The following is a 15,061-nucleotide window of genomic DNA, read 5'->3' as shown; positions in this document are numbered from 1 at the left end:
AAATCCGTTAAGAAAAATCTATTGTTTGAAGCGCGAGAAAAAATCGGTCTTCAATAAATCAATCTACAATCCGCGCAAGTTTAGATTTTTTAGGAATTACTGAAGATTTTTAGCTTAGGTTTCCAAGTCTTGAACTTTTGTTTCTTTTGTTTCAAGACAAAAGAAAAAATTAAAATAAACTTGAATTCGTTTTTGTTAATCATATAAAAAAAACTATTTCCCATCCTGCGCTCCAAAAACCTTCTGCAAAACACTTGTAGTTCTCATTGCAGGTGTATTTCTGATACCGCTTTCTTTTTCGGCAACCATTTTAAAAACACCGTTGATGGTTTCATTGGTCACATATTCATTAAGATCTGTAGAAACAGCTTGTCCTGTTAAAGTATTGTATTTTGAAATTAAATTTGTCCATACTTTATCGGCGCCAACTTTTCCTAAAGAAGCCTTTACTTTTGGCTGAAAAGCAGTAAATAACTGATTTTGGGTTTTTGTCTGAAGATAGCTGGTTGCTGCGTTATTGCTTCCTAATAAAATATTTTTTGCATCCGTAATCGTCATTGAAGTGATTGCCTTAGTGAAAATAGGAGCAGCTTCAACTACGGCATCTTCTGCAGCTCTGTTCAGCAATTTTACACCTTGATCGGCTAGACTTCCCAACCCGAATGCACGGAGTTTGGTGTCAATAACTCTTAATTTTTCAGGCATTAAAATTTTTACGGCTTCATTTTTTAAGAAACCATCTGTTACGCCCAATTTTTTCACACCTTCTGTAACTCCTAGAGACAAAGCTTCCTTCAGACCGGATGATATTTGAGTTGATGTAAGACTTCCAAGGTTAATGGGAGAATTTTTAGCTGGAGTGGTAGCCGTTGTAGTAGTAGAAGTAGTTGTTGTCGTTTTAACAGGTTTATTGAGGTCAACTCCTGTTTGGTTTTTAACGGTAGATTTTATAGCATCAAAAATTTGTGCGTTTGCAGAAACAGAAAATAATAATCCGCCAACTAATAAAATTGTTTTTCTCATCATTTATTTTTTACAAAATTAGATGTTTTATAGCTTTATAAGTTAAATCATTCATTAAATTTTTCAGAAAAGAATTATATTCGCTAAACTCAAATCAAATTCGGAATGCAGCGTTTTTTACTTTTATTTTCAATATTATTTTCGGGAGTATTCTTTTCCCAGACAAAACTCAATCTCATTCCTTATCCTCAGAAAATTGAGTTTCAGGAAGGTGAATTTACTATCCCTAAGAATTTTATATTAGATAAAAATTTACCAAAACAGGAAACAGAATATTTCAAAAAGCATTTAGGTAAGAAAATGAGATTCAAATATGGGAAAAAAGACGATGCTGTTCAATTGATATATTCTCCATTTCCACCTATACTGAGTCATTTACCTTCGAGTAAAATTCAGTCAAAAGAAAGATATTTAATTCATATTACTTCAAAACGGATCACAATTAATTCATATACAGAACAGGGATATTTTTTAGCACTTCAGACATTAATTCAGTTATTTGAGCAATACAAAAATTCAGGGAAAATTCCTGCAATGAAAATTCAGGACGAGCCAAAATTCGCCTGGCGCGGAATGCACTTAGACGTTTCCCGTCATTTTTTTACAGTTGAAGAAGTAAAACAATATCTTGATTATCTCGCTATGTATAAAATGAATACTTTTCATTGGCACTTAACAGACGATCAGGGTTGGAGAATTGAAATTAAAAAATACCCAAAACTTACGCAGGTTGGCTCAAAACGTAAAGAATCCATGATCGGTGCTTATGTTGATAATACTTTTGACGGAAAACCATATGGACCCTATTTTTATACTCAGGAACAGATTAAAGAAGTTGTAAAATATGCCAAAGAACGTCATATTACGGTTGTCCCGGAAATTGAAATGCCGGGTCATGCTTTGGCTGCTTTGTCGGCTTATCCTGAATTGGCTTGTACAAAAGGACCTTTCGAACCGGCTACAAAATGGGGAGTATTTGATGATGTTTTTTGTCCGAAAGATGAAACTTTTACATTTTTAGAAAATGTTTTGGATGAGGTAATGACTCTTTTTCCATCGCAATATATCCACATTGGTGGTGATGAATGCCCGAAAACAAGATGGAAAGAATGTGCGCATTGTCAGGAATTAATCAGAAAAAATAATCTGAAAGATGAACATGGTCTGCAAAGTTATTTTATCCAAAGAATTGAAAAGTATGTCAATTCAAAAGGCAGAAAAATCATTGGTTGGGACGAGATTTTGGAAGGCGGTTTAGCTCCCAATGCTACAGTAATGAGCTGGACGGGTGTAAATGGGGGAATTGAAGCCGCTAAAAGCAATCATTTTGCGGTAATGACTCCTGGTTCTTATTGTTATTTTGATCATTACCAAGGAGATCCTGCAACCGAACCTAATGCTTTCGGAGGATTTACCCCTTTGGATAAAGTCTATTCTTACAATCCTATTCCGACTGAATTGAATGCAGATCAGGCAAAATATATTTTGGGAGTTCAGGCAAATTTATGGACGGAATATATTCTGGATTTTAGGCAGGTTCAATACATGATTTTTCCAAGACTAATGGCGCTTTCGGAAGTTGCATGGGGAACTTCAGATCCAAAAAAATATAAAGAATTTGAAAACAGAGTGGTAGAGCATTTTAAAGTTTTAGATAAAATGAACGTAAACTATGCGAAAAGTATTTACAACATTTCAGGAAAAGTGATTGCTGCAAATAATGGTGTACTTTACGAACTTTCCACTTCACAAAATCCAAGCGGAATAAGATATACTTTGGATGGAACAGATCCGACTGAAAACTCTCAGAGATATGAAAATCCCATTCCTGTTTCAAAATCATTAACGGTGAAATCAGCGTATTTTGAGAATGCAAAATTAAAATCAGCAATTTCTTCACAGTCATTTTCTGTTTCCAAAACAACAGGAAAAAGTATTGTTTTAGAACAACAACCGAGCGAAAATTATTCGTTTGGTGGAGCATTTACTTTAGTTGATGGAATCATTGGGAATAAAAGACAATTGGGAAAAACATGGTTAGGTTTTCAGGGTAAAGATGTTGTAGCAACAATAAATTTCGGACAAAAAACTCAGTTTTCAGAAGTTTATTTTAATACTTTAGACAATAAAGGAAGTTGGATTCATTTAGCAAAATCTGCTCAGGTTTTTGTTTCTGATGACGGTACAGATTTTAAAATGATTAAAGAAATCGGAAAAGATGAAATTCTTTCCTTACAGGGAAAAATAAAATTAAATGTAGGAAATCAAAACTCTAAATATCTTAAAATTAAAATAGAAAATGCAGGAATTATCCCTGCAGGAAATCCCGGAGCAGATTCAAAAGCATGGCTTTTTGTAGATGAAATCGGAGCGAATTAATTTTAACTGAAATCTAAAACTCACAACCTAAAAACTAATATAAAATGTCTTCACGCAGAAAATTTATAAAAAATACAGCATTCATATCTTCAGCATTATTGTTAAATCCTTTGGATTTGATTGCGAAAGATATACCTGAAGATGGTAAGCCGGTAAATAAACCTATTGTACTTTCAACCTGGAATTTTGGTTTAAAAGCCAACGAAGAAGCTTGGGAAATTTTAAAAAAAGGTGGAAGAGCTTTGGATGCAGTAGAGAAAGGTGTACGTTTGGTTGAAAATGATCCGATGGAAAGGAGCGTTGGTTACGGAGGTCGTCCCGACAGAGACGGAAGAGTAACTTTGGATGCATGCATAATGGATGAAAACTACAATATCGGTTCGGTTGCAGCTTTGGAAAATATTAAGAATCCAATTTCTGTAGCAAGAGCCGTGATGGAAAAAACGCCTCACGTGATGCTTGTCGGTGATGGAGCATTGCAGTTTGCCGTTTCTCAGGGGTTTAAAAAAGAAAACATTCTTACTGCAGAATCTGAAAAAGAGTGGAAAGAATGGCTGAAAGACAGCAAATATCAACCGATTGTCAATATTGAAAATCATGATACGATAGGAATGATCGCTTTGGATGCACAGGGAAATCTTTCCGGCGCGTGTACAACCAGCGGAATGGCTTTCAAAATGCACGGAAGAGTAGGAGATTCTCCCATTATTGGTGCAGGTTTGTTTGTTGATAATGAAGTAGGTGCAGCGACGGCAACAGGTCATGGTGAAGAAGTGATCAGAACTGTGGGAACTCATTTGGTGGTTGAATTGATGCGACAAGGTAGAAATCCGCAACAGGCTTGTAAGGAAGCAGTTGATAGAATTGTAAAAATTACTCAAAAAAGAAATAAAAATTTGAAAGATATTCAGGTTGGTTTTATTGCCATCAATAAAAAAGGAGAATATGGTTCATATTGTATTCAGGATGGGTTCAGTTTTGCGGTTTACGACCAGAAAGGAAACCGTCTTGAAAAGCCTGAATTTGCTTTGAAATAGAGTAGAATATAATCAAATTTCAAACCATTAAGTTCTTTAGTTTGTAAGTTTGATTAAGGATTATCTAAAGATAATTACTTAAGCTAGCTGCTAAAATCAGATTTATCTGAGTCTTAAAAATTCGTATAATCTAATTTAGCTTAATGTTTAATTTTATAAATAAATAACCATAATAGATGTTCTTAGAAATTGCCACGTTCGATATTACTTCTGCTGAAATTGCCCTGAATTCTGTTGCCGACAGAATTGAATTTTGTGCAGACATCAGTTTAGGAGGAATTACTCCGAATATTGAAGAATTCAAATATTTAAAAGAGAAATACCTTACACCAATTCATGTGATGATTCGTCCTGTTGGTGGAAATTTTTTGTACAGTAATCAGGAATTTCTGCAGATGCAAAATGATATTCTGGCTTTTTCAAAAGCCAATGCCGATGGTTTTGTATTCGGAATTTTAGATGAAAATCATGAAGTTGATATGGAGAAAAATAAAATTCTTGTTGATCTTGCGAACGGCAAACCCTGTGTTTTTCACAGAGCAATAGACAGAACCAGAAATATTTTTGAGTCAACAGAAAAAATCATTGAATTGGGTTTTAAAGAAATTCTTACTTCAGGCGGAAAAAATTCTGCTTTAGAAGGAATAGAAAATTTAAAAAAAATGGTTGAAGATTATTCGGATGACATTAGAATATTAATCGGAGGTGGTGTTCGTTCCGTAAATATTGCAGATTTAAAAAATATAACGAAAGGAAATTATTTTCATTCTTCGGCGGTTCTGCCTTATGAAAGTTTTGCGAGTGCAGAAGAGATTAAAAATCTCAAATTTAATTTTTAAAGAATTGATTTTAAACGCAAAGTTTAATAAAAACATTCAAAACTGAGGAGCAAAGAATCATCAATAAATTGATTTAAGGCGCATGTGTTTTCACGCTTAAGCAACTTGTTTGCTATTCTTTGCATCTTAAAATGTTAAATAAAAAAATGATCTTTGCGTTAAAAAGTAGCATTTAAACGCAAAATTTAATAAAAACATTCAAAACTTAAGGAGCAAAGAATAATCAATAAATTGATTTAAGCGCATGTATATTTACACTTTAAGCAACTTGTTTGCTATTCTTTGCATCTTAAAATGTTAAATAAAAAAAATGATCTTTGCGTTACAAAGTAGCATTTAAACGCAAAGTTTAATAAAAACATTCAAAACTTAAGGAGCAAAGAATAATCAATAAATTGATTTAAGCCGCATGTGTTTTCACGCTTAAGCAACTTGTTTGCTATTCTTTGCATCTTAAAATGTTAAATAAAAAAAATGATCTTTGCGTTACAAAGTAGCATTTAAACGCAAAGCTTAATAAAAATATTCAAAACTTAAGGAGCAAAGAATAATCAATAAATTGATTTAAGCGCATGTATATTCAAGCTTAAGCAACTTGTTTGCTATTCTTTGCTTCTGAAAATAATCATAATGAGTTAAACTTTGCGTTTATTAAAAATAGCATTAATTAAACACGCTTAGCTTAATCTTAGGTAAATATTAAGCACAAACACAAACACAAATGACAGAAAACGAATTATCTTATAAAATTATTGGTGCAGCATTAGAAGTACACAAAACAATCGGAGTTGGTTTATTAGAAAATGCTTATGAGATTGCTTTAGCATACGAATTGAAAAAACTAGGTTTAAAAGTTGAAAATCAAATTTCACTGCCCTTGAAATATAAAGAAGTATCTATTGATAATGCTTACAGAATAGATTTGATTGTAGAGAATAAAGTGATTATTGAAATAAAATCAGTTTTAGATATTCATCCTATATTTTACTCTCAGGTTTTGACTTATTTAAAGCTGACCAATATCAGACTTGGGCTTCTAATTAATTTTAATTCACCTTTAATCAAAGACGGAATACATAGAATTGTAAATAAATTATAATGAAAAAAACTCTATTTTTTCTTTTTTGTCTTATTCAAAATATAATATTAGCTCAATCTTCTGAGCGGAATTTATCTTCTGAAAAATGGCAGTTTAAAAATGCAAAAGATCAAAAATGGCTTACTGCAACAGTTCCGGGGACGGTTCATTTAGATTTGATGAATAACAAGATCATTCCTGATCCTTTCAAAGATGAAAACGAGAAAAAAGTTCAGTGGATTGAAAGTGAAAATTGGGATTATCAGACTACATTTAAAATTTTATCTAAAGAATTAGAGAATCAGAATATTGATTTGGTTTTTAATGGTTTAGATACTTTTTCGGATATTTATTTAAATGGAAAATTGCTGCAATCAACGGATAATATGTTCAGAAAATGGATAATTCCTGTGAAGCAGAATTTAAAAATTGGAGATAATTTATTACAAATTAAATTCAAATCTGCGGTAAACGTTGGAAAAGATTTAGCACAAAAAGTTCCTTTCACCACACCAGAATCTCCGAGGAGTTTTGTACGGAAAGCGCAGTATCAGTTTGGCTGGGATTGGGGACCGAGATTGGTTACTGCAGGAATCTGGAAAGATGTAAAGTTGAATTTCTGGAATAACGCCAAATTTGAAAATATAAAAATCGAGCAAAAAAATTTAACAAAGAAAAAAGCAGATTTGAATATTCATGCAGAAATATTTGCAGAGATAGAAGGGAAATACAATTTTTTAATTGAAGATAAAAGTCATAATATTTATTTAAAAAAAGGTTTGAATAAAATTTCAATTCCGTTTACCATTGAAAATCCACATTTCTGGCAACCCAACGGATGGGGAAAAGCACATATTTATCTGCTTAAATTTTCTTTAAAAGACGGGTCGAATATAATCAGTAAAAAAGAAGAAAGAATAGGTCTGCGAACGGTGGAGTTAATTCAGGAAAAAGACGAAAAAGGAAAATCATTTTATTTTAAAGTTAATGGAAATCCATTATATGCAAAAGGAGTGAATTGGATTCCCGGTGACAACTTTTTGCCCAGAATGACAAAGGAAAAGTACCATAAACTGATCAAAGACTGTAAAGAAGCCAATATGAATATGATTCGTGTTTGGGGTGGCGGAATTTACGAAGATGATGAATTTTATAAAGCCTGCGACCAAAATGGAATTCTTGTGTGGCAGGATTTTATGTTTGCGGGAAGTTTTTATCCGGCTGATGAAAATTTTCAGAAAAATGTAGAAGTGGAAGTCAAAGATCAGATCGAAAGATTACAAAATCATCCTTCTCTGGCTTTATGGTGCGGAAATAACGAAATTGATAAAGCAATTGTCAATTGGGGATATCAGAAGCAATTCAAATATTCAAAAGAAGATTCTTTGCAGGTTTGGAAAGATTATAAAACCATTTTTCATGAAGTTATCCCTAATGCAATAAAAAAATATGCAACCGCAGATAAACAAATCTATTGGGAAAGTTCGCCTTCAATCGGATGGGGACACAAAGAAAGCCTTACTGAAGGCGATTCTCATTATTGGGGAGTTTGGTGGGGAGAAGAACCTTTTGAAATTTACAACAAAAAAGTTCCAAGGTTTGCTTCTGAATACGGATTTCAGGGAATGCCAACTTTAGAGACCACAAAATCTATGTTTTCTCGGAAACCAGATTTAAGTTTAGAAAATTCAACCATAAAAGCTCATGAAAAACATTCCAGAGGTTGGGAAATTATTCAGAAATATATGGAAAGGGATTATAAAGTTCCGACTGATTTTGTAAAATACAATTATATTTCCCAATTACTTCAGGCTCGTGGAATGCAGATTGCCATTGAAGCACACCGCCGTGCAAAACCTTACAATATGGGAACTTTATATTGGCAGCTGAATGATTGTTGGCCAGTTGTTTCGTGGTCGTCCATAGATTATTTGGGAAACTGGAAGGCACTGCATTATCAGGTGAAGAGAAGTTTTGAAAATCAGGTAATTCTGACGGAAGAAAAAAACGGAATTCTGAATTTTTATGGAATTAATGATGGTTTGGAAAACTTTGAAGATGTACAATTGGAATTTGAAGTGAACAATTTTAAGGGTGAAAATTTTCTTACTGCGGTTTCCAATCAGAAACAAAAATTAGGTCAGGTAGTGAAGTTTGATTCCTCATCGCTTGCTAAATTGACAGGTGATTCAGATAAAAACGAATTATATTTAAATTTAATTCTCAGAGGAAAAGATGAAAAAATCATAGCCGAAAGCAATTATTTCTTCTCAAAGCCGAAAGATTTAAAACTCACAAAACCCAATATTAAAATCAGGAAAATATCATCCACAGAAATCGAAATTTCAACTGACGTTCTGGCAAAAGATGTTTACTTAATAGGAGAAACTCATTTCAGCGATAATTTCTTTGATCTGTTGCCAAAAACTTCCAGAAGAATCAAATTATCTGAACCATCAAAAAATATTGAAGTGATGAGTTTATGGGATACGATTTATGAATAAAAAGACCGATCCCATACAGACCGGCCAATTTCAAAATTATTTATCTACCTCTACATATTTTTATGTCTGAACTTCCTCATCATTATTAGCATAACGTATAAATTTTATTTTTATTTAAAAAATTTTAAATTTTTTTATACAACTAAAATACTACTGACAAACTGTTGTCATCAACTGCTCTTACCTTTGTTTTAACATTAACAAATAAAACAAAATTATGACAACAACAACAAAAATCCAACAGTTTATCTCTTCGGCACAATTACTGGAACACTGGCAAGGTCACAGAAATCTTACAAGAAGAGTTATTGAGATATTCCCTGAAAAAGAATTGTTTGAATTTTCGGTAGGTGGAATGAGACCGTTCGCAAAATTGGTAGTGGAACTTATCAGTATTGCAGGTCCTGCTTTGAAAGGAATTGTAAATCATCAGATTGAAGAATTTTCTGAAGAAGAATTTAAACCTAAAACCAAAGAAGAAATCCTTGCAAAATGGGATGAAGAAACTGAAGTGATTAATCATTATTTTAATCAGATTTCTGAGGAGAGATTTCAGGAAACATTCAATCTTTTTGGGCAGTACGAATTTCCTGTGTATCAGAATATTCTATATTTTGTTGATAATGAAATACATCACCGCGGACAAGGTTATGTTTATTTAAGAGCTTTAGGAATAGAGCCACCTTTCTTCTGGGAAAGATTTTAAATTTTCCCACCTGTTTTACGGTAATTTAGATTATCTCTCACAGATTTTGATGTTGAAACACATTTAAAATCTGTGAGAGATTTTTATTGGAAATTCTTAGAAATTTTCTGAATCAGTTCTTTCATCTTAATTTTTAAAGTTTCCGGTTCTATAACTTCGGCATAATCAGCGAAAGTAATCAGCCACCGCGGAAATCCTTCATCAATCCATTCTGTTTCAAAGGTCAGTTCAAAACCATTTTCTGTCTCTGTTTCTTTAATTAGACCATAATAGATTTTAGAATTTCCTAAATGTCCCATAATTTTTTTATCAACCAGAATTCGTACGAATGTTTTATTTCCATTGGGATTTTTACGGTAGTCGTTAATCTGTCCGTATTCCTGTAGAAAAGGAGTTTGTGTTTTTGTTAATTTTAAAATCCGGTCAATCCTAAATTGCCTGAAATCGTTTCTCAAAGTGCAATACGCAATAATGTACCAATAATTGAATTCAAAAAATACACCCACCACTTCAATCGTTCTGGTAGAAATTTCATCGTTTACTGTTTTATAGTCAATCTTTAGCTGAACTTTTTCTGCAATACTTTCCAAAATAGTCGGAATAATATTTTTAATCTTATCCTCAGTTTTTGGATAATTGTCAAAAATATCAATTTGCTTTTCGATGTTTGCCAATAAATTTCGGTCAGAATATTTCAGCACTGATCGTACCTTTTCCATTGCTGTTTTGTAATGACTTCCGAGACTTTCATGGGAGAAGCGCTGCATCAGTTTTTCAGCGGTAATAAAACTCAGAACTTCTTCTTTAGTAAACATTACCGGAGGAAGTTTGTATCCGTCCATCAGAGAATATCCGCTTCCTGCTTCTCCAATGATGGGAATTCCTGCATTTTCCAGAGTTTTTACATCACGGTAAATGGTTCTGATGCTTACATCAAATTTTTCAGCCAAATCCTGTGCTCTTACAATGGGTTTTGATTGTAACTGAGTGAGAATTGCAGTAACACGGTCGAGTTTTTTCAGATAATGATCGTTCATTTTAATTAAAATGCTCTTATCGGTTTAGATACAGTGCAAATTTAGTTTAATTTGATGCTTTCTAAGCAGAGTCTGATTTTTAGCATAAAAAAAACTGACCTACGTCAGTTTTTGTAAAGTATTAGTTTAAGTTTTATTACTATTTGTTGAGTTCTATAACCTGAATTTGATTGGTTCCGTCTGTTGATCTCCATTTCTGAAAATTCTTTTTATTTTCTAAGATAATCCAGATTTTTGAAAATTCTTCACCACCATTTTTTATAGTCACATATTTTTCAGTAGCAGTCCAATCAAATTTTAGCTGATCTTTTCTTTCAATACCCATAATCTGAAAATTAAGATTTTTCTCACCAGAGTTATTTCCATTAAAAGTAATTGTTCCAATATTATTCAGTAAAATATTTTGTTTGCCTGGTGTTATCGTTTCATACTTTGCTACATTCCAAGTTCCTACTAAACGACTAGAACAAGAAGTAAGTGCTGAAAAAATAATAGTGGAAACAGTAATAAATAAAGATACTTTTTTTGAATTCATCATTGTAGATAAGTTGTGTTAAAGATTAAAATTAAACCAATTATACAAATTATTTAATAACATGTTTGGTTGCGATAGATTTTTTAAATAACAAAAAATAAGCCAATATTGTCATTATTTGCAGAAGATTATTAAAATATGTTTATTAGCTTAATAACAATTATTCTTATTTTAATGATATAATAAGGGATTTTAATTTTTTATTATATATAATTCATTAAAATATGTGTAAAATGAATAATTAGCCCTCAAAACTGTAGCTGGTAAGATAATGCAATTCTTCTTTACCTGCCGCTTTTGATTCTGCTTCAGCCTGCTCCGGAGAATACTGGAAATTAATTTCTTTCTTCTGAAAAACAAAAGAATTATTGGCAGTTTTATCAACGATTTCGCTGAAGATGTGTTCAATCTCAGAATTGGCAAGAGAGGCAAAACTAATGTCTTCAAAACCATACATTAGCCTCAAATCATTAAACTGACTGAAGTTTTCATCCACAAAGCTTTGAAGTTGTGATTTTGAATCAAAATTTCCTGCCCATATATTATAAACATACGTTTTCTTCTTAGGTTTATCGAAAATACTCTGGTAAACGAAATTTTCTCCCAGATACGCTTCTCTCACCTGCGGATCATTGGCAAGATCTTCAGGAAGACCTTCTTTCAGAATTTTACCTTCAAACATGATATAGGTTTTGTTGGTAATCGCCAGTGTCTGCTGTACATTGTGGTCGGTAATCAGAATTCCGATATTTTTGTCGGTTAAGCTTCTTACGATTTTCTGAATATCTTCTACAGCAATCGGGTCAACTCCTGCAAATGGCTCATCCAGAAGGATAAAACTGGGATCTGTTGCCAAACATCTTGCAATTTCGGTTCTTCTTCTTTCTCCTCCGGAAAGAAGATCTCCTCTGTTTTTACGAACGTGCTGCAAAGAAAATTCCTCAATCAGCTCATCACATTTGATCTGCTGTTCTCGTTTTGAAAGCTTGGTAAGCTGTAAAACCCCAAGAATATTATCTTCAACGGAAAGTTTTCTGAAAACCGAGGCTTCCTGAGCAAGGTAACCGATTCCTTTCTGAGCACGGCGGTACATGGCATCATTTGTGATTTCCTGTTTATCGAGGAAGATTTTTCCGGAAGTAGGCTTTACCAATCCTACAATCATATAGAAAGACGTAGTTTTTCCGGCTCCGTTCGGACCAAGCAAACCTACAATTTCTCCCTGCTGAACCTGTACAGAAACACCTTTTACAACTTTTTTAGGGCCGTATTCCTTGATTAAGTTTTCTCCTCGTAAAATCATAGTCGCAAAGATAAAGTTTTTTGAATTATGAATATATTTTCAGTATTGTTAATTACTGTCCGAAAATTAAAATGAACAGATTTTAAAATCAATGTCTTTCAGCGGATGAAAAATATACTTGTCCTTTTATTTTTAAAAAGAAAAATCTAATTTTACACCTTAAACATTCCCTTGCAGTACGCTCAGATTATTTTACCGCTCAATCTTAAAGGAACTTTCACTTATAAAGTTCCCGATAATTTAGTACCAGCTATTCAGCAGGGAATGAGAGTTTTGATTTCCTTCGGCGGAAAAAAAATCTATACCGGAATTGTGTTTGAGCTTCACGATTCGGCTCCGGAAAGTTTTGTGCCGAAAGAAGTCATCAGCATTTTAGATGAGCAGCCAATTTTAACGCCACAACAGATCAGATTCTGGAAATGGCTTTCTGATTATTATTTGTGTAATCTGGGAGAAATTTACAGATTTGCTTTTCCTTCTTCCTTAAAACTGGAAAGCGAAACCTATCTTAAATTAAAGCCCAACGCAACGATCGAATTTGAAAATCTGGATGTCAATGAAATGTATCTTATTCAGGCGCTGGAAGTGAGACAACTCATTAATTTGTCTGATATTGAGGCTTTTATTCCCAAAAAGGATATTATTAAAACCATCAATTCACTTATTGATTTACAATATATCGAAATTGATGAAAAAGTGGCTGAAAAGTATAAAGCAAAAGAAGTTGCTTATGTGAAAATAAATAATGAGGTTCTGAAAACCAGAAATCTTACCGAAATTCTTTTACAGCTAAATAAGGCTAAAAAACAGAAAGATCTTTTTCTTCATATTCTTGAAAAACAAACTGAGCATCCTGATCTGCTAATCAGAAAATCAGAATTATTTGAAGACGGGTATTTCGTCAGTTCACACTTTAAATCTTTAGCAGATAAAAATCTTGTTGAAGAATATTATCTGCAGAAAGACAGGATTGAAAGCTACGACGGAGAAATTGAAGACGTAGAAGAGCTTACAGAAATCCAGAAAACAGCGGTTGTTGAAATTGATGAGGCTTTTTCGGAAGATAAGAATGTATTGCTTCATGGGGTAACTTCCTCGGGGAAAACTCATATTTATCTGGAAAAAATTGAGGATTGCATTTCTCAGGACAAAAATGTGCTTTTTCTTTTACCGGAAATTTCACTTACCAAACAAATTACGCAACGTTTAGAAAAAAAATACGGAAGACAATTGGGTTTTTATCATCAGAAACTCACCGATTTTGAAAAAGTAGAAATCTGGCGAAGAATCAAAAATGATGATATAAAAGTTTTAATTGCTACAAGAAGTTCCTTATTCCTGCCATTTCAGAATTTGGGATTGATTATTGTGGATGAAGAACATGATTCCGGATACAAACCTCGTGAAGTTTCTCCTTATTTTAATGCGAAAGATGCAGCATTGGTTTTGGCTAAATTTTATGATGCTAAAGTAATTTTGGGTTCGGCAACACCCTCTGTTGAAAGCTATTATTCTGCCAGAAAAGGAAAAATGCAGTATGTTTTTTTGAGTGAAAGATTCGGAAATGTGAAATTGCCTGAATTTGAACTTATCAACTTCAAAGAAGCTCAGGATTCTAAAAAAGTTTCCGGTAATTTTTCTTTAAAGCTGATTGATGAAATCAGGAAAACGCTCGAAGACAAAAATCAGACTATTATTCTTCATAACCGTCGTGGTTATGCAAGTGTTTTAGAATGCGAATCTTGCGGCTATGTAAATTATTGCTCCAATTGTGATGTCGTGATGACGTATCATAAGTCTGCTAATGAAATGAAGTGTCATTACTGCGGACAAAGAGCTTCAAAGCCTAAAGTCTGCCCAAAATGTTATTCTGAAAATCTCAACGAAAGAGGAGTGGGAGTGGAGCAGATTCATGAGGAGGTTTCAAAAATTTTTCCTGATAGTGAAGTTGACAGGATGGATGTAGATTCTATGCGGAAAAAGTTTGCCTACGAAAAACTGTACGAAAAAATTGAAGAAAGAGAGACGGATATTGTTGTAGGAACTCAGATGATTTCCAAAGGTCTTGATTTTGATCATATCGAATTGGTAGCTATCCCTAAAGCAGATTCTATGCTGTATGTACAGGATTTCAGAGCTGAAGAAAGAGCCTATCAGCTGATTACTCAGGTTTCGGGAAGAGCCGGAAGAGTTTCGGGAGCAGGAAGGATTTTAATTCAGACTTTCAATCCTGATCATTCTGTTTTTCAGTTGATTAAAATGAATAATATTCCTAAAATTTATAGATATTTTCTTACAGAACGTCAAAAATTTCATTATCCGCCTTTCACTAAACTAATTATGATCGAACTGAAGCACAGGAAGGATGATAAGGTCAATCGTGCATCGCAGTTTTTAGGATCTGTTCTAAGAAAATACCTTCCGGAAGAATGTGTTTTAGGACCAGAAAGATCGCAGATTGCACGTCTTAATAACCTTTATCAGTTTCAGATTTTACTTAAGTTACCGCGTGGCAAAAATTATGAAGCTTATAAAAAGCTGGTTTTGTTAAGTTTAATCGAATTTGATGAAATTACTGCATATCAAAGTATTAAAAAAGAGATTTTAGTGGATTTTTAAC

10 protein-coding genes and 1 pseudogene are annotated in these 15,061 nt (G+C 33.1%); 7 read left to right on the top strand and 4 right to left on the bottom strand.

Going from position 1 to position 15,061, the window contains the following annotated elements; translation table 11 throughout:
• Positions 1-213: 213 nt before the first annotated feature.
• A complete protein-coding gene (locus FNE73_RS10510; protein ID WP_143884636.1) occupies positions 214-1,023 on the bottom strand; it encodes a DUF4197 domain-containing protein in 810 nt (269 codons plus the stop codon).
• Positions 1,024-1,128: 105 nt separating this feature from the next.
• Between FNE73_RS10510 and FNE73_RS10505 the strand changes: the two genes are divergently transcribed.
• The 6 genes from FNE73_RS10505 (at position 1,129) to FNE73_RS10480 (ending at position 9,566) form a co-directional block, all read left to right on the top strand.
• Positions 1,129-3,402 (top strand): family 20 glycosylhydrolase, encoded by a 2,274-nt coding sequence (locus FNE73_RS10505; RefSeq protein WP_143884559.1) that lies wholly within the window; start codon positions 1,129-1,131, stop codon positions 3,400-3,402.
• Between the two features lie 44 nt (positions 3,403-3,446).
• Positions 3,447-4,439, top strand: a complete 993-nt coding sequence (locus FNE73_RS10500) for an isoaspartyl peptidase/L-asparaginase family protein (RefSeq protein ID WP_143884558.1) — start codon at positions 3,447-3,449, stop codon at positions 4,437-4,439.
• Between the two features lie 176 nt (positions 4,440-4,615).
• Entirely contained in the window at positions 4,616-5,278 is a 663-nt protein-coding gene (locus FNE73_RS10495; protein WP_143884557.1) for a copper homeostasis protein CutC, read from the top strand.
• 721 nt (positions 5,279-5,999) lie between these two features.
• Positions 6,000-6,377: a GxxExxY protein gene (locus FNE73_RS10490; protein ID WP_143884556.1), complete on the top strand. Its 378-nt coding sequence runs from the start codon at positions 6,000-6,002 to the stop codon at positions 6,375-6,377.
• Positions 6,377-8,860, top strand: a complete 2,484-nt coding sequence (locus FNE73_RS10485) for a beta-mannosidase (protein ID WP_143884555.1) — start codon at positions 6,377-6,379, stop codon at positions 8,858-8,860. Before FNE73_RS10490 ends, FNE73_RS10485 begins: the two co-directional genes overlap by 1 nt.
• 217 nt (positions 8,861-9,077) lie before the next feature.
• Positions 9,078-9,566: a DinB family protein gene (locus tag FNE73_RS10480; RefSeq protein ID WP_143884554.1), complete on the top strand. Its 489-nt coding sequence runs from the start codon at positions 9,078-9,080 to the stop codon at positions 9,564-9,566.
• A gap of 83 nt (positions 9,567-9,649) precedes the next feature.
• Here FNE73_RS10480 and FNE73_RS10475 read toward each other — a convergent pair whose 3' ends face one another.
• The 3 genes and pseudogenes from FNE73_RS10475 to lptB form a co-directional block, all read right to left on the bottom strand.
• Positions 9,650-10,603, bottom strand: a complete 954-nt coding sequence (locus tag FNE73_RS10475; protein ID WP_143884553.1) for a helix-turn-helix transcriptional regulator — start codon at positions 10,601-10,603, stop codon at positions 9,650-9,652.
• A 139-nt stretch (positions 10,604-10,742) separates the two neighbouring features.
• The gene (locus FNE73_RS10470; RefSeq protein ID WP_143884552.1) at positions 10,743-11,141 is read right to left on the bottom strand and encodes a hypothetical protein; all 399 of its coding nucleotides are present in this window, start codon (positions 11,139-11,141) and stop codon (positions 10,743-10,745) included.
• A gap of 574 nt (positions 11,142-11,715) precedes the next feature.
• Positions 11,716-12,441, bottom strand: a pseudogene (gene lptB / locus FNE73_RS10465) (LPS export ABC transporter ATP-binding protein); the annotation flags it as partial.
• Positions 12,442-12,612: 171 nt separating this feature from the next.
• Here lptB and priA point away from each other — a divergent pair.
• A complete protein-coding gene (gene priA, locus FNE73_RS10460) occupies positions 12,613-15,060 on the top strand; it encodes a replication restart helicase PriA (RefSeq protein ID WP_143884550.1) in 2,448 nt (815 codons plus the stop codon).
• Position 15,061: the final 1 nt, after the last annotated feature.

Origin of the sequence: Chryseobacterium binzhouense (assembly GCF_007474545.1) — a bacterium.
Classification (GTDB): domain Bacteria; phylum Bacteroidota; class Bacteroidia; order Flavobacteriales; family Weeksellaceae; genus Chryseobacterium; species Chryseobacterium binzhouense.
Note: the sequence above shows the minus strand (reverse complement) of the source record. Positions and strands in the feature narration are given on the sequence as shown.

Bases quoted from the DNA above. Each gene is read 5' to 3' on its own strand.
- FNE73_RS10500 (WP_143884558.1), top strand. From the start codon at position 3,447: ATGTCTTCACGCAGAAAATTTATAAAAAATACAGCATTCATATCTTCA.
- FNE73_RS10485 (WP_143884555.1), top strand. From the start codon at position 6,377: ATGAAAAAAACTCTATTTTTTCTTTTTTGTCTTATTCAAAATATAATA.
- FNE73_RS10510 (WP_143884636.1), bottom strand. From the start codon at position 1,023: ATGAGAAAAACAATTTTATTAGTTGGCGGATTATTATTTTCTGTTTCT.
- FNE73_RS10480 (WP_143884554.1), top strand. From the start codon at position 9,078: ATGACAACAACAACAAAAATCCAACAGTTTATCTCTTCGGCACAATTA.
- FNE73_RS10475 (WP_143884553.1), bottom strand. From the start codon at position 10,603: ATGAACGATCATTATCTGAAAAAACTCGACCGTGTTACTGCAATTCTC.
- FNE73_RS10495 (WP_143884557.1), top strand. From the start codon at position 4,616: ATGTTCTTAGAAATTGCCACGTTCGATATTACTTCTGCTGAAATTGCC.
- FNE73_RS10505 (WP_143884559.1), top strand. From the start codon at position 1,129: ATGCAGCGTTTTTTACTTTTATTTTCAATATTATTTTCGGGAGTATTC.
- FNE73_RS10490 (WP_143884556.1), top strand. From the start codon at position 6,000: ATGACAGAAAACGAATTATCTTATAAAATTATTGGTGCAGCATTAGAA.
- FNE73_RS10470 (WP_143884552.1), bottom strand. From the start codon at position 11,141: ATGATGAATTCAAAAAAAGTATCTTTATTTATTACTGTTTCCACTATT.